The sequence below is a fragment of the Acidovorax sp. JHL-9 genome, from assembly GCF_000426205.1.
Classification (GTDB): domain Bacteria; phylum Pseudomonadota; class Gammaproteobacteria; order Burkholderiales; family Burkholderiaceae_C; genus Acidovorax; species Acidovorax soli.
Genome location: NZ_AUEX01000003.1, coordinates 170,091 through 189,965, shown reverse-complemented (window position 1 = coordinate 189,965; position 19,875 = coordinate 170,091). Strand labels below are relative to the sequence as shown.

At 63.0% G+C, this 19,875-nt stretch carries 20 protein-coding genes and 2 riboswitches; of the genes, 4 read left to right on the top strand and 16 right to left on the bottom strand.

Annotation, left to right across the window (positions count from 1 at the left end):
* Nucleotides 1-115: 115 nt before the first annotated feature.
* Nucleotides 116-1,078 carry a homocysteine S-methyltransferase family protein gene (locus K225_RS0103780; RefSeq protein WP_026435170.1) on the bottom strand — a complete coding sequence of 321 codons (963 nt, stop codon included), beginning with the start codon at nucleotides 1,076-1,078 and terminating at the stop codon, nucleotides 116-118.
* A gap of 514 nt (nucleotides 1,079-1,592) precedes the next feature.
* Here K225_RS0103780 and K225_RS0103775 point away from each other — a divergent pair.
* The 3 genes from K225_RS0103775 (at nucleotide 1,593) to K225_RS0103765 (ending at nucleotide 3,439) form a co-directional block, all read left to right on the top strand.
* Nucleotides 1,593-2,084 (top strand): hypothetical protein, encoded by a 492-nt coding sequence (locus tag K225_RS0103775; protein ID WP_051248648.1) that lies wholly within the window; start codon nucleotides 1,593-1,595, stop codon nucleotides 2,082-2,084.
* A gap of 29 nt (nucleotides 2,085-2,113) precedes the next feature.
* Nucleotides 2,114-2,875, top strand: a complete 762-nt coding sequence (locus tag K225_RS0103770) for a 2OG-Fe dioxygenase family protein (RefSeq protein ID WP_026435168.1) — start codon at nucleotides 2,114-2,116, stop codon at nucleotides 2,873-2,875.
* 126 nt (nucleotides 2,876-3,001) lie between these two features.
* Nucleotides 3,002-3,439, top strand: a complete 438-nt coding sequence (locus tag K225_RS0103765; protein WP_026435167.1) for a universal stress protein — start codon at nucleotides 3,002-3,004, stop codon at nucleotides 3,437-3,439.
* A gap of 193 nt (nucleotides 3,440-3,632) precedes the next feature.
* On the opposite strand, the gene K225_RS0103760 is transcribed toward K225_RS0103765, so the two are convergent.
* From K225_RS0103760 to K225_RS22105, 9 genes are all read right to left on the bottom strand, one after another.
* Nucleotides 3,633-4,616, bottom strand: a complete 984-nt coding sequence (locus K225_RS0103760) for a tripartite tricarboxylate transporter substrate binding protein (protein ID WP_026435166.1) — start codon at nucleotides 4,614-4,616, stop codon at nucleotides 3,633-3,635.
* A gap of 40 nt (nucleotides 4,617-4,656) precedes the next feature.
* Nucleotides 4,657-5,841, bottom strand: a complete 1,185-nt coding sequence (gene bktB / locus K225_RS0103755) for a beta-ketothiolase BktB (protein ID WP_026435165.1) — start codon at nucleotides 5,839-5,841, stop codon at nucleotides 4,657-4,659.
* Nucleotides 5,842-6,058: 217 nt separating this feature from the next.
* Nucleotides 6,059-6,820, bottom strand: coding sequence for an SDR family NAD(P)-dependent oxidoreductase (locus K225_RS0103750; RefSeq protein WP_026435164.1), 762 nt, complete (start codon nucleotides 6,818-6,820; stop codon nucleotides 6,059-6,061).
* A gap of 127 nt (nucleotides 6,821-6,947) precedes the next feature.
* A complete protein-coding gene (locus K225_RS20305) occupies nucleotides 6,948-7,619 on the bottom strand; it encodes an RluA family pseudouridine synthase (RefSeq protein WP_051248646.1) in 672 nt (223 codons plus the stop codon).
* A complete protein-coding gene (locus K225_RS0103740) occupies nucleotides 7,606-7,809 on the bottom strand; it encodes a hypothetical protein (protein ID WP_026435163.1) in 204 nt (67 codons plus the stop codon). Before K225_RS0103740 ends, K225_RS20305 begins: the two co-directional genes overlap by 14 nt.
* Nucleotides 7,810-7,964: 155 nt before the next feature.
* Nucleotides 7,965-8,369, bottom strand: a complete 405-nt coding sequence (locus K225_RS0103735) for an FKBP-type peptidyl-prolyl cis-trans isomerase (protein WP_026435162.1) — start codon at nucleotides 8,367-8,369, stop codon at nucleotides 7,965-7,967.
* A gap of 210 nt (nucleotides 8,370-8,579) precedes the next feature.
* A complete protein-coding gene (locus K225_RS22110) occupies nucleotides 8,580-9,071 on the bottom strand; it encodes a hypothetical protein (protein WP_155885219.1) in 492 nt (163 codons plus the stop codon).
* A 419-nt stretch (nucleotides 9,072-9,490) separates the two neighbouring features.
* Nucleotides 9,491-10,066, bottom strand: coding sequence for a hypothetical protein (locus K225_RS0103730; protein WP_026435161.1), 576 nt, complete (start codon nucleotides 10,064-10,066; stop codon nucleotides 9,491-9,493).
* Between the two features lie 138 nt (nucleotides 10,067-10,204).
* The gene (locus tag K225_RS22105) at nucleotides 10,205-10,834 is read right to left on the bottom strand and encodes a hypothetical protein (RefSeq protein WP_155885218.1); all 630 of its coding nucleotides are present in this window, start codon (nucleotides 10,832-10,834) and stop codon (nucleotides 10,205-10,207) included.
* A 143-nt stretch (nucleotides 10,835-10,977) separates the two neighbouring features.
* Here K225_RS22105 and K225_RS0103720 point away from each other — a divergent pair, with 143 nt between their 5' ends.
* On the top strand, nucleotides 10,978-12,009 hold the full coding sequence (locus tag K225_RS0103720; RefSeq protein ID WP_034711714.1) for an integron integrase: 1,032 nt from the start codon (nucleotides 10,978-10,980) through the stop codon (nucleotides 12,007-12,009).
* Between the two features lie 71 nt (nucleotides 12,010-12,080).
* Here the strand turns inward: K225_RS0103720 and gcvP are convergent, their stop codons facing one another.
* The 6 genes from gcvP to K225_RS0103690 all read right to left on the bottom strand — a co-directional run bounded on the left by gcvP (nucleotide 12,081) and on the right by K225_RS0103690 (nucleotide 19,703).
* A complete protein-coding gene (gcvP, locus tag K225_RS0103715; RefSeq protein ID WP_026435159.1) occupies nucleotides 12,081-14,969 on the bottom strand; it encodes an aminomethyl-transferring glycine dehydrogenase in 2,889 nt (962 codons plus the stop codon).
* A gap of 27 nt (nucleotides 14,970-14,996) precedes the next feature.
* Nucleotides 14,997-15,371: a glycine cleavage system protein GcvH gene (gcvH, locus tag K225_RS0103710; protein WP_026435158.1), complete on the bottom strand. Its 375-nt coding sequence runs from the start codon at nucleotides 15,369-15,371 to the stop codon at nucleotides 14,997-14,999.
* A 92-nt stretch (nucleotides 15,372-15,463) separates the two neighbouring features.
* Nucleotides 15,464-16,597 carry a glycine cleavage system aminomethyltransferase GcvT gene (gene gcvT, locus K225_RS0103705; RefSeq protein WP_026435157.1) on the bottom strand — a complete coding sequence of 378 codons (1,134 nt, stop codon included), beginning with the start codon at nucleotides 16,595-16,597 and terminating at the stop codon, nucleotides 15,464-15,466.
* Between the two features lie 44 nt (nucleotides 16,598-16,641).
* A riboswitch (glycine riboswitch) is annotated at nucleotides 16,642-16,764 on the bottom strand.
* 13 nt (nucleotides 16,765-16,777) lie between these two features.
* Nucleotides 16,778-16,888, bottom strand: a riboswitch (glycine riboswitch).
* A 5-nt stretch (nucleotides 16,889-16,893) separates the two neighbouring features.
* Nucleotides 16,894-18,171, bottom strand: coding sequence for a TRAP transporter large permease (locus tag K225_RS0103700; RefSeq protein WP_026435156.1), 1,278 nt, complete (start codon nucleotides 18,169-18,171; stop codon nucleotides 16,894-16,896).
* Nucleotides 18,168-18,662: a TRAP transporter small permease gene (locus tag K225_RS0103695; RefSeq protein ID WP_026435155.1), complete on the bottom strand. Its 495-nt coding sequence runs from the start codon at nucleotides 18,660-18,662 to the stop codon at nucleotides 18,168-18,170. The genes K225_RS0103700 and K225_RS0103695 overlap by 4 nt, the downstream gene beginning before the upstream one ends.
* Before the next feature lie 69 nt (nucleotides 18,663-18,731).
* Nucleotides 18,732-19,703, bottom strand: a complete 972-nt coding sequence (locus K225_RS0103690) for a TRAP transporter substrate-binding protein (RefSeq protein WP_026435154.1) — start codon at nucleotides 19,701-19,703, stop codon at nucleotides 18,732-18,734.
* Between the last annotated feature and the right edge of the window lie 172 nt (nucleotides 19,704-19,875).

Below are 19,875 nucleotides of genomic sequence, written 5' to 3'. Positions count from 1 at the left end.
CGGTGCGCAGCCAATAGCGCAGCTGTTGGCAAGCGCCGCAACGCAGCAGACCGCCCGCAAGGACCACTGCTCCAACGCGATCCCCTGCGAGATCGTCAACAGGCGCTAACAGGTCTCAGTTTGAAAGTCGCGTGAATAGCGGCATGCATGTGGCTGCTATTGCATCGATATGTCTGGTATCCGTGCCGCAGCAGCCACCCAAGATACTGAAGCCCCTATGGCGAGCGTGCATCTCGGCATACATCTTCCCAAGTTCAACCGGATCGCCATCGTCTAGATTTTCTGAGGCATCAAGCTCCGCATGGCTCTTCCGCGATGCGTTGGCCCTGACACCGCGCAATCTCTGAAGCCAAGGTTTCCCCTCTTCAAAAGCAAAGCGGAAATGATCCGGGTGTGCGCAGTTGATCATGTAGTAAGCGGGGTAGCCCACCGTGGCATCGTCCACCTGGTTGATCGCCGCTCCAAGTGCCTGCCCACTGGGTAAAAGCCCGTCGGTTTCCGTGGTGAACGAAATAGCCACAGGCATATCGTGCTTCTGCGCTGCGAGTGCAACACCGGTGGCTTCTTCTGCGGTAGTCATGGTCATGGCGCAAACCATGTCTGCTTCGGTGGTAGCCAAGACACCGATTTGCCATTCATGGTAAGCAAGGGCTTCTGTCACCGGCATGACACGGTCCGCAATGTACCCGTCGCCACGAGGACCAATACAGCCACTTCGTATCCGGGCACCCGTCGCAGTCTGGAATGGCTCAATAACCTCCCCCAACAAGGCAATAGCGTCGCGATTGGCCGCTGCCAATTCGTCGAGCGCATAGCCCAGCCGCCAGCCCCACTCAGGGTTGGCTCGCCAAGTTGGGCTTTCCAAGATGATGCCGCAGCCGTGGCGCTGTGCGAGCTGAAGATACTCAATGTAGTAGCGAGAAAGCGCCTCTCGCCCACTCTGAGACCGCAACAGGCTGAACGCAGCAAAGAAAGGGATGTCCAATCCATCCCGAAATATCAGCGTGGTTTCCAGCCCTCCATCTGTCACAAAAAGGGAAGAGCCAAGCTGTGGAAGAGATAACTGTCGATTTGTCATTCCATTTCCTTTCGAAGCGTCTTGACAAATATGACTGCGTGCTAATGTGCGCCTCAATACCGCCTTTGTCCAATCGACGGCAACGGCAAACCCGGCGCAGCATGCGGGGCGTGGGCTGCACCTGTGCGGATGCCGTGAGGAGTGCCCCCGTGAGCGCATGGTCCTGCGCACGTTTGCTGAATGTGCCGGTGGGGGCCAGCAGGGCCCGGGGGCATCAAAACTGGCACGGGCGAATGGGTGGCGTTCGCAGGGCAACGCGGTCTCCTGGGCCAGGCGGGGGATGGCTTCATGCCACTGCATGCAACTGCAGGAGGCATTGCTGCACGATGTGTGGCTTGCCAAGCGCTCTCAAATGCATAGCTGCAAGATCTTTGAAATAGGGCGCTGAAGCTGAAATTCGTGGATACCATTGCACGGTAATTGATTATTTGCTTACATTTTTTGCGCAGCCTTTGCCGGAAAACCCCGCCGATCTTGTTACAAAGGGGTCATTCCGATCCACAGAGACTCAACCATGAACCTCAACTTTCGTCACCTGATTTCCGGGGCCGCCACGGCGGTGCTGCTGGTTGCAGCCACCGGCGCCCATGCCCAGGCCTATGTCAATGCCACCGTGGGAGGGCAGGTGGTCCCCGGCGTGTATGGACGCATCGACATTGGCAATGCGCCGCCGCCACCGCTGATCTACGCCGAGCCCGTGATCATCCACCGGCCGGCGGTGATGGTGCCGCGCTCGCCGATCTACATGCATGTGCCGCCCGGCCATGCCAAGAACTGGGCCAAGCACTGCGCCCGCTACAACGCCTGCGGCCAGCCGGTGTACTTCGTGAAAGAGCCTGTGCGCGGCCAGTACTACGGCGGCCAGCCTGGCAACAACGGTCGGGATGACCGCCACTGGAATGATGATCGCCGGGGGGGCGGCAAGCACGACCGCGGTGACCGCCGGGACGGGCGTGGCGATGGCCGTGGTGAAGGCCGCGGCAAGGGCCATGGAAACCGCGACTGAGCTGCCAGCGTTGCCTTAAGCTCGGCTGCATGGCCGAAGTCACTTTTTCTCCTCCTTTCACCGGTCCCGATAGCGTGGCCGACCAGCTGCGCAAGACCGGCTACGCCGTGCTGTCGCCACCCGATGTGGCTGCGTGGTCCGGTTGCCACCTCGATGATCTGCTGGCCCTGGCGGCTGACTGGGCCGCGTTGCCCCCCGATGATTTTCTGAAGGACGGTGGCCGCTACCGGCGCCGTCGCCATGCCTGTTTTGAAGTGGTGCACGGCGAGGTGGTGCAGGTGGCGCACCGGGCCCACTGGCAGCCGCTCGAATACAACGCACTGCATGGTGGCATGGAGCGCTGGTTCGCGCCCATGACGGCCGAGACGGTGGCGCGGCCTGTGTGGAGTCAGTTGCTGGCGGCGCTGGCCGCGCTGTCCGACACGGTGTTTGCCGCGCCCGACGCGCCCGCGCGCTGGTTTGTCGAGGCGCACCAGTTTCGGATCGACACCACCGATGGCATTGGCCGCCCCACACCCGAAGGCGCGCACCGGGATGGTGTGGACCTGGTGGCGGTTTTCCTGGTGGCCCGCGAGGGCGTAAAGGGCGGTGAAACGCGGGTGTTCGAGGCGGCGGGCCCTGCAGGCCAGCGGTTTACCTTGAGTGCGCCCTGGTCGCTGATGCTGCTCGACGATGCCCGCATGATCCATGAGACCACGCCCATCCAGCCCCTGGTGCCCGGTGGTTACCGCGACACGCTGGTGGTAACCTGCCGGCGCGGAAGTTTTCAGGGGGCGGATGCGGTGGCCTAGGGGGCAGGCCGGCTTGCCGCTGCAACATGATTTGATGCGAATCAAGATGCAGGCCAGAATGGGCGGCCACACTGACTCCCTATTTCCAGGCCTTGGCCTGGCACCATCAACTTGAGGAGAAGCACCATGTTCAAGCACATTCTGGTTCCTGTGGACGGTTCCAAGACCTCCATGCTCGCGGTGTCCAAGGCGGCAGCCTTGGCCAAGACGTTTGGCAGTGCCGTTACGGCGCTGTATGTGATCGATCCCTACCCGTTCACGGGTGTGGGGGCCGATTTCGCCTATGGCCAGGCGCAATACCTGAGTGCCGCCACGGCCGAGGCCAGCAGTGCGCTCGACGCCACCAAGCAGGCCATGGCCGATGCGGGCGTGCAGGTCACTGCCGTGGTGGGCGAAGGCCATGCGGTGCATGACGCCATCGTGCGGGCCGTCGAAAGCACGGGCGCCGACCTCATCGTGATGGGGTCGCACGGTCGCCGCGGCCTGGAAAAACTGGTGCTGGGCAGCGTCACGCAGCGTGTGCTGGGTGTGGTGCATGTTCCGGTGCTGGTGGTGCGCGACTGAGCGTTACTGCTCCATGAAAAACGGCTCCGCAAGGAGCCGTTTTTCGTTTTGATTCTCGATCAGCCTGCGCATCACCCGCAGCCTTCTGATCGTGGAATGGGCACGCCCCAGACCAGTGCACCCGTGGAACTGGCTTCGCCAGGCCACCGGGTGCGTCCCCCTTCAGGGGGAGGGTGCGAAGCGCCTCAGGGGGTTATTCAATCTTCGCGCCCGAGGCTTCCACGATGCTCTTCCACTTGGCGTAGTCGGTCTTGAGCAGGGTGCCGAACTGTGCTGCCGACATGGCTTCGGGTTCTGCGCCCTGGGCCTGGATGGCGGCCTTCATGTCGGCAGTGGCCAACAGCTTGTTGATTTCGGCGTTGAGGGTGTTCACCACGGCGGCAGGCGTGCCGGCCGGGGCGAGCACGCCATACCAGGTGCTCACGTCAAAGTCCTTGAAGCCCGATTCGGCCACGGTGGGCACCTCGGGCAGCGACGAGCTGCGCTTGGCCGAGGTCACGGCCAGGGGGCGCAGCTTGCCCGACTTGATCTGACCCATGGCCGAGGGCACCGAAGACACCAGCAGGTCCACGTTCCCCGCCAGGGCATCCATCAGCGCGGGATTGGAGCCCTTGTAGGGAATGTGGCTCAGCTTGATGCCTGCGGCTTTCTCGAACAGGTCGCCCGCCAGGTGGATGGAGGTGCCGTTGCCGGGCGAACCATAGGTGATGGTGCCGGGCGCGGCCTTGGCGGCAGCCACCACGTCGGCCAGGGTCTTGTACTTGCTGTTGACGCTGGTGGCGATGATCACGGGCGTCCAGGCCACATGGGCCACGGCGGTCAGGTCCTTGGTGGGGTCCCAGGGCAGGTTCTTGTAGAGCCAGGGGCCAATCACCAGGTTGTCTTTCTGGCCCATCACGATGTCGTAGCCGGTGGGCGCAGCCTTCACGGCCTCGCCGATGCCGATGGTGCCGCCGGCGCCGGCCTTGTTGTCGGCCACCACGGTCCATTTGGCGCTTTCGGTGAGCCGGGTGGCCACCAGGCGCGACAGGATGTCGGTGCCGCCTCCGGGCGGGAAGGGCACGATCAGGCGGATGGGCTTGGTGGGGTAGGTGGCTGCCGGTGCGGGGGCCTGGGCATACGCCGATGTGCCCACGGCCAAGGCCAGGGCGGTGAAGGTAATCAGTTTGCGCATCATTCTTGAAGGTATTGAAGGATTCAGAAAACAGTGTGTGCGATCAGAGGCGCTCAAAAATCGCCGCAATGCCCTGGCCACCGCCAATGCACATCGTCACCAGCGCGTAGCGGCCCTGGATGCGCTGCAGCTCGTGCAGCGCCTTCACGGTAATGAGCGCACCCGTGGCGCCAATCGGGTGGCCCAGCGAGATGCCCGAGCCATTGGGGTTGACCTTGGCCGGGTCCAGGCCCAGGTCGCGCGTGACGGCGCAGGCCTGGGCGGCAAAGGCCTCGTTGGCCTCGATCACATCGAGGTCGTTCACCGTGAGGCCGGCTTTCTTCAGCGCCAGCTGTGTGGCGGGCACGGGGCCAATGCCCATGTACTTGGGGTCCACGCCCGCGTGGGCATAGGCCACCAGGCGGGCCAGGGGCTTGGCGCCACGTGCCTTGGCGGCACCGGCTTCCATCAGCACCACGGCGGCGGCGGCGTCGTTGATGCCCGAGGCGTTGCCAGCGGTCACCGTGCCGTTTTCCTTGGCGAAAACGGGCTTGAGCTTGGCCATGTCTGCCATCGTGGCACCGGGGCGGAAGTGCTCGTCGGTGGCGTATTGCACGTCGCCCTTCTTGCTCTTCAAGGTGACGGGCACGATCTGGTCCTTGAACACGCCGTTTTGCGTGGCGCGCTCGGCACGGTTGTGGCTTTCCACGGCCAGGCGGTCCTGGTCTTCGCGGCTGATGCCCCACTTGGCGGCGATGTTCTCGGCTGTCACACCCATGTGGATGTTGTGGAAGGGGTCGTGCAGGGCGCCGATCATCATGTCGATCATCTTGGTGTCGCCCATGCGCGCGCCAAAGCGCGTGGCCAGGCTGGCATAGGGTGCGCGGCTCATGTTCTCGGCGCCGGCGCCAATGGCCACGTCGGCATCGCCCAGCAGGATGGACTGGCTGGCGCTGACGATGGCCTGCAGGCCCGAGCCGCACAGGCGGTTGACGTTGTAGGCGGGCGTGCCCTCGCCGCAGCCGCCGTTGATGGCAGCCACGCGCGACAGGTACATGTCCTTGGGCTCGGTGTTGACTACATGGCCGAACACCACATGGCCCACGTCCTTGCCCTCCACGTTGGCACGCGCGAGTGATTCGCGCACGACCAGCGCGCCCAGCTCGGTGGGCGGCACATCTTTCAGGCTGCCGCCAAAGGTGCCAATGGCGGTGCGCACGGCGCTGACGACGACGACTTCACGGGTCATGGGGAATCTCCTTGGCAAATGCAAATAAAAATCAGGATGATGAAATGGGCCTCTGACGCTTACCTGTCAATCGCTGGCAGCTATGAATCAATGATCGATGAGGCAGTGGCCCGTGGAACCGGCCCGCGCAAAGCCCGTGCCACCGTGGAGCCGGCTTTGCCGGGCCACGGGTGGCGCACCCCCGCGGGGGAAGACGCGAAGCGGCTCAGGGGGGCTTTCATGTGTCGCGCACATCGGCCACCGGGTGGGTACCGAAGTCTGCGCGCTCCAGCCAGGCCAGCACGCGGGTAGCGGCATCGGCAGGCGATGTGAGCTGGCCACCTGTCTTGAGGTGGGCAAAATTGGGGGCGTCCGGAAACGCGGCCGGGTCGGTGCCGCGCAACTGCAGCTGCATGTCGGTGTCGATGACGCCCGGCGCCAGCGAACACACCCTGGCACCATGGGGCTTGAGGGCTTCATCCAGCGCCACGCAGCGCGTGAAATGGTCCAGGCCCGCCTTGGCCGCGCAGTAGGCCGCCTGCGAGGCCATGGCACGGCGGCCCAGGCCCGATGAAATATTGAGCACCTTGCGTGGCACCGCCCAGCCTTCGGTGGCGCCCAGGAAAGCGGCCGTGAGCAGCATGGGGGCCTCCAGCCCCACGCGCAGGGCGTTGGCGAGGTCGGCCGGGTCGCTGGCGGACAGGGGCGCGATGCGCGGGATGACGCCTGCGTTATTGATCAGCGTGGCGCTGGCAAAGGCCGCAGGGCCCTGGACTGCGAGCCACCCGCGCAAGCGGTGCGCAGCCTGCTCGCCTTGCGACAGGTCTTGCTGCCACTGCTCCAGTGTGGCACCGGCCTGGCTTGCCGCCTGGGCGAGCTCTGTACTGGCATGGCGCGAGATGCAGACCAGCGTGTGGCCCGGGCGCAGCAGCTGGTGCGCCATGGCCAGACCCATGCCGCGCGAAGCGCCGGTAAGGAGAACAAGGTGGTTCAAAGGCATGCTGCCATGGTACTGCGGTAAGCCTGCGGCAGGCTTTCAGCCGAGGATTTCTGGGGGTGAATCATCAGAAAACTATTGAATTGATAGCTGCTGGTGGATACTGCATAAGCGCAAGATGCCTATTGGGCTAAAACTCTGCAGGCCAATCCAGCGTGATGCCTGCATTCGTTCCGGGGTGCGTGAAAGCCAGGTGGCTGGCATGCAGCAGCAGGCGCGGGGCCAGGGCCTGCGTGGCGGCATCGGCATAAAGTGCGTCGCCCACAATGGCATGGCCGATGGCCGCAAGGTGCACGCGCAACTGGTGGGTGCGGCCGGTGACGGGCGCCAGCTCGACCCGCGTGGTCTGGGCCGTTGCGTCATACGCCAGTGCCCGCCAGCGCGTGAGGCTGGGTTTGCCCAGGTGGTGGTCGATCACGCGCAGCGGGCGGCGTGCCCAGTCGGCCGCAATCGGCAGGTCGATGTCATGCCAGGCGCTGTCTTCAGCGCCCATCTGCCCCTGCACCACCGCCAGGTAGCGCTTGTGTACCTGGCGTTCGGCAAATGCGTGGCCCAGGCGCCGCTGTGCATCGTGATGGCGGGCCATGAGAACGAGGCCCGAGGTGGCCTGGTCCAGCCGGTGCACGATGAGCGCGCCGGGCCAGCGCTGCTGCGCACGGGCGCTCAGGCAATCCTGTTTGTCGGGCCCCCGGCCGGGCACGCACAGCAGCCCCGAAGGCTTGTGCAGCACGAGCAGGTCGGCATCGACATGCACTGCCTGCACACCGGTGTCGTCGGTGCCCACGGTTTCAGGCGGCGTCATGGCCTGCCACCCGCCGCTTTTCGCTGGCGTGCAGTTGCGCGTTGCCCTGCTGCAGGGCCTCCCGTTCGGCCTGGTAGCTGCGCAGCTCGGTGATCCACTCGGCCAGCGGCCCCTTGGGGTGCCGGGGCGAGCGGCGCTGGGGCTGTGCGGGGGGACGGGGGTGGCAAGGGCGCTGCCTGCCCCTGGCCATAGGGCGCCTGGGCTTGGTGCAGAAAGGACAGGTCGGGAAGGCTCATGGGTAGCGGGCGCCGGCAAATGCCGCGCCCCTGCGAAGCAAGGCCGTCGCCTGTTTCAAGGAGTGTACGCCCGCGCCCACGCTGCGCTGCAGCGATCTCAGAACAGGTTTTAACGGCGCACAGACACCAGTTCCACCTCGAAGTTCAGCGTGGCGTTGGGGGGAATCACGCCGCCCGCGCCGCGTTCGCCGTAAGCGATGCCGGGCGGGCAGGTCAGCCGGGCCTTGCCACCGGGTTTCATGCGTTGCACGCCTTCGGTCCAGCAGGGGATCACGCGGTTGAGCGGGAACTCGGTGGGCTCGCCGCGCTTGTAGGAGCTGTCGAATTCCTTGCCATCGAGGAACATGCCCTTGTAGTGCACCTTGACGGTGTCGGTGGCCTTGGGCGCATCGCCAATGCCTTCCTTGAGGGATTCATAGACCAGGCCGCTGGCGGTGGTGACGGGCTTGGCGGTTTGTGCCTGGGCAATGGGGGCGAGGGCAAGCGAGGCGAGCAGGGCGAAAAGAATGCGCATGGGAATAGTCCGAAGGGTTGGTGAAAACAAAATAGACCCCGATCGTAGGGCCGTGCTGGGCGCAACTCCAAAACTCCCTCCGGTGGAAGAAGCCTTCAAAGCAAAGGCACAGATAGCAGACCTTTACTTAAACGGCATGCGCTTTGATACCGATAGGGCAATCAAGAATAATTGGGGTCAGCCCCCCATTTTTCCTAAGGGAATGGCAGCTCACCACTGCGGATAGCAAACAATCTTTGTATATGCCAGTCTGGCGTCCGTGGCCCCGGGAAGAAAATCCTCAAATGACTCAACAAATATAGCTGGCCCACTCTGAGAAATCGCCCGCGTGGTAAAAAATGTCAGTCCTTTTTCTCTGAGTGCTCGTTGAACTTGGCCTTGCTGGCCCTGCACAATAAGACCAATCCGGCTGCTGGCACCTGTACCCGGAGCGCGATGGAAGAACTTAGAGCCTAGTTCGGCTCCCTCAACTGCTATCAGCGGAAAGCCAAACGCAGTAACTTTGGCCGAAGATCGGAAGTATTCGATCGAATCATGAGCCTCGTATGGCCGGACTGAAACCAATTTGGATTGAATGAGTGACTTTACCAACTTCTCTGGACTTTGATCTGCACCGCAGGAATACCAAACTGCAATCTCACTTGCTGTTGCGTAAGTGATAGAGGAAAGTGCCAGAGCGACTGGAATAAGCGCTGATTTCATAAGGCTGCATCCTTTATTTTTCTAACGTAGGAGGTTGAACTATTTCAAAATTTCAGTGCCCGTCTCCCAGCGCTGCTAAGGCGGTACTTTTCTTTTCGTTTTACAAGAACGCCATTGTTTACTAGGGAGCGACAAGCTGCCTCTTCATTTTCGTCAACTGGCAGATATGGAGCCGACAGAAGAGCTTCTCGATTTGCAACTAGGAACTCAAAGTCTTTGTCAGGGATTTCTAGTGGATTGACAGATGTTGAAACTCTTAACTTGAAGCACGCAGACACTACGTGTCTCTTGTCGTACAAAAACCAGATGGCGCTAATGCCGCCCAGTATCGTCGCGAAGCCTAGTATCCATTCCATGTGTCTGATGCCTAACACCTGAATTAAGCCGAGCCGCGAAGCGGCTTCGGCTTGAATGAATTGTTAGCGCCCATCCGGAACAGCCACGGGAGCCTTTGGAATGTTGCGGCCAAGTTTGGCGTAGAGGTGATTGTGGAGCAGAACCGGAATACCGCGGCAGGCAATGTCAAGGTGCTGATCTGTCCAGGCCTGAGAGAAGGAGTTATCCGTGATGTGCGCCATGCCCTTGTTTGCCAGCTCAAATATAGCCAAAAGGGCGTTCTCTGCGTCTGCCTTTGGCCCGGGATATGCAGCCAAGGCAGCGTCCGGGTGAACAATCTGCAATGGACATTGGGGTGTTGAAAAATGCTCAACCGCAATGTCTCCGTTCTTACGCTTTTGAACTTGCGCTAGCTGGCCCTTTACCGAGCACAGGCCGAGGAACTCGAGCAGGGCTCTTGCATGGATTAGGCCGGCCTCAATCATCGGGTTGGCGATTAGTGCCACATTGCCCCGAACTTTTAGCTGGCCGTCCACGACGATATCGACTGAGCGAGGCGAGGAGCTTTCGCCGGTCCAGTCCCAGGCAAACTGCAGCATCTCAACCGCTTGCAGCCGGTACGGGATCCATTTCTCTAGGACGTCGTCGAGGGTCATCATGGGCGCTAACGCTGCGGCTCAGGCGCGGCTGAAAGTGGGAGCGCAGCGGACGCTGGAAGCCGTCGCCTGCAGCCGGTTGTTAGCATCTTTAGCAGTGGATGCTATGCTCAGAGCTTCCGTTTTAAGGCTTCCGTTTCGTTAGCAATTTTTTTCGCCGACGAAACAGTTATTTTGCATGTCCCAGACCTTAATACTAAGACTCAGTAACTCCTCGGTACTAAACCAATACATGTCGTCTGCGGGGGTCTGAAAATTGCGGACAAAAATTTCCATTGGGGCACCTACCCTCTGCCCATATTGGAGAATCACTCCTACAATTCGCTGTGTGTTGTCAGTGTCTTCGTAACGAGCGCCGTCCGCATTGCGAAAAGCATGAAATCCTAGTCGGCTAGTGGTAGTTGAAGACATCCAGCGGTTTCCTTTCCGGTCCGTTCCACCAAGAAAGGCTAATGCACAAGCGCTTGCGCATGTCTCGTGCCCCTCCACAACAGTCTTGATCCTGTTTCGCTTGAAATACTCTCCGAGACGGATGCCACCACCGAGACTACCACCTGGACTGTTGAGGTAGATTGCAGTGTGACGTTTGCTTGGTTGTCGGGATAAAAATCGATCAAGTCGATCCGCATCGTCCCATTTTACGATTCCAGTTGCCAAGACAGCATTCAGCGTCTTTGAATTATTATCATGCAGTTTGAAATCTAATGCAATGGCTGGAGGCACAAATAACACGAAAGCCAAGACTCCAGTGATAAGCCGTACCAATGTCATTCAGTATCTTTCCCGTGTGAAATGCTAACTAGAAATAGACGACACACATGGTAACCTGACCAGTCCGCCAAGACAACCAAAGAACCGGCTGCCCCACGTAAACCCCATCATCCAAAAAATTAGCCAAACCTAAAATTTCGCGGATGACCGAGCACGCTGCGCTACCTCCACAACCCGCCAGCGACCCCGCCGCGCCCCGACCGCCCAAACTGCTGGAACGTATGCGCATTCACCTGCGCACGCGGCATTACAGTATTCGCACCGAAGAGGCGTATATCGACTGGGCGCGGCGTTTTATCGTGTTCCACGGCAAGCGCCACCCACAAGAGATGGGTGCGGCCGAGGTGGAGGCGTTTTTGAGCCATTTGGCGGTTGATAGGCAGGTTTCTGCCTCCACCCAAAACCAAGCCAAGGCGGCGCTACTGTATTTGTACAAGCAGGTGCTGGAGACGGATTTGCCCTGGCTCGATGAGGTGGTGCAGGCCAAAACGCCCAAGCGCCTGCCGGTGGTGCTGACCCCCACCGAGGTGCGCGAGCTGCTGCTGCATATGGATGGCGCCACCGGCCTGATTGCGCAGTTGCTTTACGGCACCGGCATGCGCCTGCTGGAGGCGCTGCGCCTGCGCGTGAAGGACGTGGAGTTTGCCCGCCGCGAAATCGTGGTGCGCGAGGGCAAGGGCAACAAAGATCGGGTGACGGTGCTGCCGGAGAACTTGATTGCGCCTTTGCAGGCGCAATTGCAAAAGGCCCGCGCGCTGCACGAAAAGGATCTGGCCGCTGGTTTTGGCCGTGTGTATCTGCCGCATGCGCTGGCCGTCAAATACCCCCAGGCCGACCAAAGCTGGGCTTGGCAGTGGGTGTTTCCGTCGCCGGTGCGCTCCACCGATCCGCGCCCCGATGCCCGCACGGGCGAGCTGCTGGAGCGACGCCACCATGTGTACCCCGAATCGGTGCAGCGCGCCGTGCGCGAGGCGGCGCGGCGTACGCAGATCGCCAAGCCGGTGTCGCCCCATGTGCTGCGGCATTCGTTTGCCACACATTTGCTGCAGGCGGGGTACGACATTCGTACCGTGCAGGAGCTGCTGGGCCATGCCGATGTGAGCACCACCATGATTTACACGCATGTGCTGAACAAGGGCGGGCGCGGCATTCTGAGCCCGCTGGACGCCCTGTAAAGCACAAAGGCCCGTCATCGGGCCTTTGTTTGGATGGGCGCGGCGCCATCACAGCGCTGCGTCAACACGCTTTACGCGTAGTCGCTCACCGGGATGCAGCTGCAGCTCAGGTTGCGGTCGCCCCAGACGTTGTCCACGCGGCCCACGGGTGCCCAGTACTTGTTGCTGCGCAGGGCGGCCACCGGGTAGGCGGCCGTCTCGCGGGCGTAGGGGCGGTCCCACTCGGCACCCAACAGGCTTTCGGCGGTGTGCGGGGCGTTCTTGAGTGGGTTGTTGTCCTGTGGCCAGGCGCCGGATTCGATCTGGCGGATTTCATCGCGGATGGCGATCATCGCGTCGATGAAGCGGTCGATCTCGAACAGCGTTTCGCTTTCGGTCGGCTCCACCATCAGCGTGTTGGGCACGGGGAAGGAGAGCGTGGGGGCGTGGAAGCCGTAGTCGATCAGGCGCTTGGCCACGTCCTCGGCCATCACGCCGCTGGTGTCCTTGAGGCCACGCAGGTCCAGGATGCACTCGTGCGCCACATGGCCGTTGGCCGATGCGTACAGAGTGGGGTAATGGTCCTTGAGGCGCGCGCTGATGTAGTTGGCCGAGAGGATGGCGGCTTCCGTTGCAGCCTGCAGGCCTTCGGCGCCCATCATGCGGCAGTACATCCAGCTGATGGGCAGCACGGCGGCATTGCCCAGGGGCGCAGCCGACACCGCACCCACGCCACCGGCCACGCCGGCCGTGGCATGGCCCGGCAGGTAGGGCACGAGGTCTTCCACCACACAGACGGGGCCCACGCCGGGGCCGCCACCGCCGTGCGGGATGCAGAAGGTCTTGTGCAGGTTGAGGTGGCTCACGTCGCCGCCGAATTCGCCGGGGGCGGCCACGCCGACCATGGCATTCATGTTGGCGCCGTCCACATAGACGCGGCCGCCGTGGCGGTGCACCAGCGCGCACAGTTCCTTGACCTGGGTCTCGAACACACCGTGGGTGCTGGGGTAGGTGATCATCACGCAGGCCAGGTGCGCGCTGTACTGCTTGCACTTGGCTTCCAGGTCGGCCATGTCCACATTGCCGTTATCGTCGCACTTGGTCACGACCACCTGCATGCCCGCCATCTGGGCGCTGGCCGGGTTGGTGCCGTGCGCGCTGGCCGGGATCAGGCAGATATGGCGGTGGCTGCCGCCTTGGGCCTCATGGTAGGCCTTGATGGCCAGCAGGCCGGCGTATTCGCCCTGGCTGCCCGCGTTGGGCTGCAGGCTGATGCCGGCGTAGCCGGTGGCCTGGCAGAGCCAGGCGCGCAGCTGCTCGTCCAGTTCCTTGTAGCCTTGCAATTGGTCTGCCGGGGCAAACGGGTGCACGTTGGCGAACTCGGGCCAGGTGATGGGGATCATCTCGCTGGTGGCGTTGAGCTTCATGGTGCAGGAGCCCAGCGGGATCATGCTGCGGTCCAGCGCCAGGTCCTTGTCGGACAGCTGGCGGATGTAGCGCAGCATGCCGGTCTCAGAGTGGTGGGTGTTGAACACCGGGTGCGTGAGGTAGCTGCTGGTGCGGCGCAGCTCGGCCGGGATCAGCGGCTCCACGCCTTTCTCGAACGCGTCAAACGTGGGCAGGGCCTGGCCATCCTTGGCGAAGATCTTCCACAGCAGCTCGATGTCGGTGCGCGTGGTGGTCTCGTCGAGCGAGATGCACAGGTAGTTTTCGCAGTAAATCCGCAGGTTGGCGCCCATGGATACTGCGCGAGCAGCTATGGATTGGGTAGCGCCATCGGTTTTCAGCGAGAGGGTATCGAACGTGGCTTGCGGGCGCACGGGCGCGCCGAGTTGCTCCAGCCCCTTGGCCAGGATGGCCGTGTAGCTGGCCACGCGCCGGGCAATGCGCTGCAGGCCCTCGGGACCGTGGTACACCGCGTACATGCTGGAGATCACGGCCGGCAGCACCTGGGCCGTGCAGATGTTGGAGGTGGCCTTTTCGCGGCGGATGTGCTGCTCGCGCGTCTGCAGCGCCAGGCGGTAGGCGGGCTTGCCGTGCGCGTCCACGCTGACGCCCACCAGGCGGCCTGGAAGGCTGCGTTTGAAGTCGTCGCGGCAGGCCATGTAGGCGGCGTGCGGGCCGCCGGCGCCCATGGGCATGCCAAAGCGTTGCGTGGTGCCCACCACGATGTCGGCGCCCCATTCTCCGGGCGGCGTGATCAGCGTGAGGGCCAGCAGGTCGGCGGCTGCGATGAAGGCGGCCTGTTTGCCATGAACCTTTTCCACATCGGCGCGCAGGTCGTCGATGCGGCCGCTGGTGGCGGGGTACTGGGCCAGCACGGCGAAGTAGTCGCCGTCCAGCAGGGTGTTCCAATGCTCGGCGGAGTTGGCGAGCACGACTTCGATGCCCAGCGGCCGGGCGCGGGTCTGGATCACCTCGATGGTCTGCGGGTGCGCGTCACCAGCCACCACAAACACATTGCTCTTGCTCTTGACCGAGCGCTTGGCCAGCGTCATGGCTTCGGCGGCGGCCGTGGCCTCGTCGAGCATCGATGCGTTGGCGATCGGCATGGCCGTGAGGTCGCACACCATGGTCTGGAAATTGACCAGGGCTTCCATGCGGCCTTGCGAAATCTCCGCCTGGTAAGGCGTGTAGGCCGTGTACCAGGCGGGGTTTTCCAGGATGTTGCGCAGGATGACACCGGGAATGTGTGTGTCGTAGTAGCCCTGGCCGATGAAGCTCTTCAAGACCTTGTTTTTGGATGCAATCGCCTTAAGTTCGGCCAGCGCAGCGCTTTCCATGACCGGCAGCGGCAGGTCCATGGCGCGGCTGCGGGCGATGGAGCGCGGCACGATGGAGTCGATGAGGGCGCGGCGCGAGGCCTCGCCGATCACCGACAGCATGTGCGCTTCGTCGGCCGCGTCGATACCGATGTGGCGGGGCAGGAATTCGGTGGCGTTTTCAAGCGCGCCGAGCGGCAGGGCGGATTGCATCAACATGGGGCAGTCTCGAAGAAGGAAACAGGGTCAGGCGTTCTTGGCGAACTCGGTGTAGTCGGTTTCGCTGAGCAACGCGTCGAGCTGGCTGGCATCGCTGAGCTTGACCTTGAAGAACCAGCCGGTATTGAGCGGGTCGGAATTGGCCAGCGAAGGGTCGGCACGCAGGGCCTCGTTCACTTCGACGATCTCGCCCGAGACTGGCATGTACACATCGGCTGCGGCCTTGACCGACTCGACCACGCCCGCCACGTCGCCCTGGGCAAACGTGGTGCCCACGGCGGGCAGGTCGACGAACACCACATCGCCCAGGGCATCCTGGGCATGCACGGTGATACCCACCACGGCCGAGTTCGCGTCGGCGGCGTTGATCCATTCGTGGTCTTTGGAGAATTTGACGGTCATGGGAAAGCTCCTCAAGCAGCTAGAAGATAAAAAAGAAAGGAATCTGCAATGTAGCGGGCGCAGGCGCGGTTGGGGTGCCGCGCCGCGCAAAATTAGCCGCGGTAGTAATTGGCGGGCACAAACGGCATGGCGCGCACTTCCATGGGCACGGCCTTGCCGCGCACCATGGCGTTCACCCGCGTGCCGATGGCGGCAAAGGCGGGGGCCACATAGCCCATGGCCACGGGTTCGTTCACCGTGGGGCCCAGCAGGCCGCTGGTCACTTCGCCAATCTTCTGGCCGTCGGCGCTCTGCAATTCGGTGTGCTCGCGCACGGGAACGCGCTCCAGCGCGACCAGACCGACGCGCTTGCGCGCGAGGCTGGCGGGGTTGTCGAGCTGCGCCAGCACCTTGTCGGCCCCAGGGAAGCCGCCCGCGCGCGCGCCGCCGGTGCGGCGCACCTTCTGGATGGCCCAGTTCAGGCTGGCTTCGGGGGGTGTGGTGGTGGTGTCGAGGTCGTTGCCGTACAGGCACAGGCCCGCTTCCAGGCGCAGCGAGTTGCGCGCGCCCAGGCCGATGGGTTTCACTTCGGGCTGGGCCAGCAGGGCGCGTGCCAGGGTCTCGGCCTGTGCGGCGGGCACCGAGATCTCGAAGCCGTCTTCGCCCGTGTAGCCGCTGCGGGTCACGAAGCAGTCGCAGCCTGCGATGGAAAAATCGCCACCCGTCATGAACACCAGCTTTTCAATGCCCGGGGCCAGGCGTGACAGGGCGGTGACGGCCTGGGGACCCTGCAGCGCCAGGAGCGCGTGGTCGGGCATGGGCACCACGTCGCAGCGCCGGCCGATGCGGGCCTGGATGTGGGCCATGTCACCCACCTTGCAGGCACCGTTGACGATGACAAAGAGTTCGTTGTCGGCCACGCGGAAGAACATCAGGTCGTCGATGATGCCGCCCTCGTCATTGAGCAACAGGCCGTAGCGCTGCTTGCCCACGGGCAGGTCGATTACATCGACGGGCACCAGGCTCTCGAACGCGGCGGCGGCATCGGGGCCGACCAGCTTGAGCTGGCCCATGTGCGATACATCGAACAGCCCTGCGGCCTGGCGCGTGTGCAGGTGCTCAGCCATGAGGCCTGCAGGGTACTGCACGGGCATGGAATAACCGGCAAACGGCACCATGCGGGCGCCCAGTTCAATGTGCAGGGCGTTCAGGGGCGTGATGAGCAGGGCGGCGGCAGGTGTGGACATAAGAGCTCCAGGGCAAATGGGGGCCGTGGCACGAATGCCACGCGATTTGCCCTGCTGTCCGCTTTACCTGAGAGATTCACCGCGGCGCCCTGGCTGGCCGCGCGGCTTGCTCCTTCGGTGGATGGCCTGCACCTGCAGTGCGGACATCTCTCTCCAGCAAGGGAACGCCCGCATCGCTGCGGGCGCTTGCCAGTCCTTTTGCCTGAGCGTTCGGCTGCTGCCTGCGCCTTCGGCGGTGCCGCGCTGCCGTGCATGAAGCGACGGCGGGGCACTCTCTCCTGACGGGGGGATTCTAACTACTTTGCGTACACCAGGTCCCGAAAACTCAGCGACAGCTGCGGCACATAGGTAATGACGAGCAGGCACGCCAGGATCACGAGCACGAACGGCACCAGGTGCCCCACGATGCGGTCCAGCGAGATGCGCGCCACCGTACACGCGGCAAACAGGTTCACACCAAAGGGCGGTGTGATCATGCCCATGGCCAGGTTCACCACCATGATCAGGCCGAAGTGCACCGGGTCCACGCCGAAGTGCAGGGCCACGGGCGCCAGGATGGGCGCCAGCACGATGATGGCCGCGCTGGTCTCGATGAACATGCCAATGAAGAACAGCGCCGCATTCACGCCCAGCAGGAACAGGGCAGGGGATTGCAGCACCGCCTCCAGCCAGCGGCCGATGGCATCGGGCACGCCCGCGCGGGTGATGAGGAAGGCAAACAGCCCGGCGTTGGCAATGATGAACATGATCACCGCTGACGAGAGGGCCGACTTGCGCAGGATGGCGAACAGGTCCACCAGGCGAATCTCGCGGTAGATCACCACACCCACCACCAGCGCATAGAACACGGCCACGGCCGAGGCCTCTGTGGGGGTGAATACGCCGCCGTAGATGCCGCCCAGGATGATCACCGGCATCAGCAGCGCCCAGCCGGCCTGCAGCGTGGCACGGCCGATGGGCATGCGGCCATCGCCATCGTTCTTGCCCCAGCCCTTGTATTTGCAGTAGACCCACACGAACAGCATCAGCGCGCCACTGATCAGCAGTCCCGGGCCAAAGCCGGCGATGAACAGCTCGCCAATCGACACCTCGGCACTCACGCCGTACAGGATGAGCGGGATGGAAGGCGGGATGATCACGCCCAGTTCGGCGCTGGTGGCCTGCAAGGCCGCTGCGTAGCTGGTGGGGTAGCCATGCTTGATGAGCGCCGGGACCAGGATGGCGCCGATGGCGAACGTGGTGGCCACCGACGAGCCCGACACCGCCGCGAAGATCATGCAGGTGAGCACGCAGGTCATGGGCAGGCCGCCCTGCACGCCGCCGACGATGCTCTTGGCAAACTCGACCAGGCGGCGCGAGATGCCGCCGGTTTCCATGAGGTTGCCCGCGAGGATGAAGAAGGGAATGGCGGCCAGCGGAAACTTGTTGATCGAGGCGAACATTTCCTTCACCGAGATCAGCATGTTGGCGTTCGCAACCTGTATGCCCAGGATGGACGCAAGGCCGATGGAAACGGCCACGGAAACGGTGAGTGCAAAGCACAGCACCATGGTGGAAATCATGGTGGCGGTCATTGCGCTGTCTCCAGTTCCATGCGCAGGGGGGCGATGAGGTTGCCGATGATGCCGACGACGCAAAAGAGGCCGCCCACCGGCATGGCCAGATAGGCCCAGAACATCGAAACCGACTCCAGCCCCGCCATGCTCTGCACGCCGCCGCGCTGCGCGTAATCCCAGCCCCACCAGATGATGACGCCGATCAGGGCCAGCGCCGCCAGCGCCACCACCCAGTCGAGCACGCGGCGAATGCGTGGCGGGCTCCAGCGGTAGAGCACATCCACGCTCACCATCGCCCCCTGGCGGAAGGCGGCGGGGATGGCCAGGAACACCATCCAGATCAGGCTGAAACGGATCAGCACCTCGGTCCATTCTGCGGGCTGCTCGAATATGAAGCGCATCAGAATCTGGAACATGCCCAGCGCCGAGGCCACAGCCAGCATGGCGCAGGCGGCCAGCATGGCGCTGAACGTGGTCCAGCGCTCAAAGGTCAGAAAAGCATTTTTCATGAATGAAAACGCCCGCTGGCGCAATACCGGCGGGCGCTGATAGCTAGTGAAAATAGAGCGACAAGAAGATTATTTGTAATCGCGGATCTTGTCGAGCGCGGCCTTGCCAAACTGCTTTTCAAACTCGGCATTGACAGGGGCCAGCGTCGCCACGAACTTGGCCTTGTCGATGGTGTCGATCACTGTCATGCCCTTGGCGCGCAGGTCGGCCACGCCCTTGGCATCGTCTTCGTCCACGCGCGCCCGGTTGGCCTTGGTGCCTTCCTTGGCGGCATCCAGAAAGGCCTGCTTGTCGGCCGCGCTGAGCTTGTCGAAAGCCGCCTTGTTCATCACGAAGATGCAGGGCGAATACACATGGCCGGTGAGCGTGAGGTGCTTTTGCACCTGGTCGAACTTGGCCGAGATGATGACGGGCAACGGGTTTTCCTGCCCGTCCACGGTGCCTTGCTGCAGGGCCGTGAACACCTCGGGGAACGCCATGGGCGTGGTGATGATGCCAAAGCCCTTGTAGGCGGCGATGTGCACCGGGTTCTCCATGGTACGCATCTTCAGGCCCTTGAGGTCGCCGGGCTCCTTCACGTCGCGCTTGCTGTTGGTCATGTGGCGAAAGCCGTTTTCGGCCCAGGCCAGTGCCTTGAAGCCCTTGGCGTCGAACTTGGTCAGCAGGTCTTGCCCGATGGGGCCGTCGAGCACGGCGCGGGCATGGGCCTTGTCGCGAAACAGGAAGGGGACGTCCAGGATCTTGGTCTCGGGGACAAAGTTGGGCACCGGGCCGGTGGAACTGAAGGCCAGTTCCTGCGTGCCCAGCTGCACGGCTTCAATCGACTCGCGCTCGCCGCCCAGGGCGCCGTTGTAGAAGGTCTGCACCTTGTAGCGGCCGCCCGTGCGCTTTTCCACTTCTTTGGCGAAGGTGTCGATGGCCACGCCCTGGTGCGAGTTCTGCGCCACCGAAATGCTGATGCGCATGGTGGTCTGCGCGGCGGCGCTGGCCATGAAGCCAAGGGCAAGGCCGAGGCCAACGACGAGTCGGGTCAATTGCATGGTGTCTCCTGAAAGGGAAATGTTGGCGTGCTGCTTGCGCTGCAGGTTGCGGCGCAGACAAGCGCTGCAACCTGCCAAAAATTATGGCGCTGCAACACGCGGCTGGGCATCGGGGTTTGTGCGGGGCAGCGTGCTGATCAGCGGTGCGCGAGGCGGATGGCAGGGCGCCGGG

Coding starts and splice junctions, on each gene's coding strand:
- K225_RS0103700 (WP_026435156.1), bottom strand. CDS start 18,171: ATGACCGCCACCATGATTTCCACCATGGTGCTGTGCTTTGCACTCACC.
- K225_RS0103750 (WP_026435164.1), bottom strand. CDS start 6,820: ATGCCTTTGAACCACCTTGTTCTCCTTACCGGCGCTTCGCGCGGCATG.
- gcvH (WP_026435158.1), bottom strand. CDS start 15,371: ATGACCGTCAAATTCTCCAAAGACCACGAATGGATCAACGCCGCCGAC.
- K225_RS0103765 (WP_026435167.1), top strand. CDS start 3,002: ATGTTCAAGCACATTCTGGTTCCTGTGGACGGTTCCAAGACCTCCATG.
- K225_RS0103770 (WP_026435168.1), top strand. CDS start 2,114: ATGGCCGAAGTCACTTTTTCTCCTCCTTTCACCGGTCCCGATAGCGTG.
- K225_RS20305 (WP_051248646.1), bottom strand. CDS start 7,619: ATGACGCCGCCTGAAACCGTGGGCACCGACGACACCGGTGTGCAGGCA.
- gcvP (WP_026435159.1), bottom strand. CDS start 14,969: ATGTTGATGCAATCCGCCCTGCCGCTCGGCGCGCTTGAAAACGCCACC.
- K225_RS0103695 (WP_026435155.1), bottom strand. CDS start 18,662: ATGAAAAATGCTTTTCTGACCTTTGAGCGCTGGACCACGTTCAGCGCC.
- gcvT (WP_026435157.1), bottom strand. CDS start 16,597: ATGTCCACACCTGCCGCCGCCCTGCTCATCACGCCCCTGAACGCCCTG.
- K225_RS0103690 (WP_026435154.1), bottom strand. CDS start 19,703: ATGCAATTGACCCGACTCGTCGTTGGCCTCGGCCTTGCCCTTGGCTTC.
- K225_RS0103740 (WP_026435163.1), bottom strand. CDS start 7,809: ATGGCCAGGGGCAGGCAGCGCCCTTGCCACCCCCGTCCCCCCGCACAG.
- bktB (WP_026435165.1), bottom strand. CDS start 5,841: ATGACCCGTGAAGTCGTCGTCGTCAGCGCCGTGCGCACCGCCATTGGC.
- K225_RS0103780 (WP_026435170.1), bottom strand. CDS start 1,078: ATGACAAATCGACAGTTATCTCTTCCACAGCTTGGCTCTTCCCTTTTT.
- K225_RS22110 (WP_155885219.1), bottom strand. CDS start 9,071: ATGAAATCAGCGCTTATTCCAGTCGCTCTGGCACTTTCCTCTATCACT.
- K225_RS0103720 (WP_034711714.1), top strand. CDS start 10,978: ATGACCGAGCACGCTGCGCTACCTCCACAACCCGCCAGCGACCCCGCC.
- K225_RS22105 (WP_155885218.1), bottom strand. CDS start 10,834: ATGACATTGGTACGGCTTATCACTGGAGTCTTGGCTTTCGTGTTATTT.
- K225_RS0103760 (WP_026435166.1), bottom strand. CDS start 4,616: ATGATGCGCAAACTGATTACCTTCACCGCCCTGGCCTTGGCCGTGGGC.
- K225_RS0103735 (WP_026435162.1), bottom strand. CDS start 8,369: ATGCGCATTCTTTTCGCCCTGCTCGCCTCGCTTGCCCTCGCCCCCATT.
- K225_RS0103730 (WP_026435161.1), bottom strand. CDS start 10,066: ATGATGACCCTCGACGACGTCCTAGAGAAATGGATCCCGTACCGGCTG.
- K225_RS0103775 (WP_051248648.1), top strand. CDS start 1,593: ATGAACCTCAACTTTCGTCACCTGATTTCCGGGGCCGCCACGGCGGTG.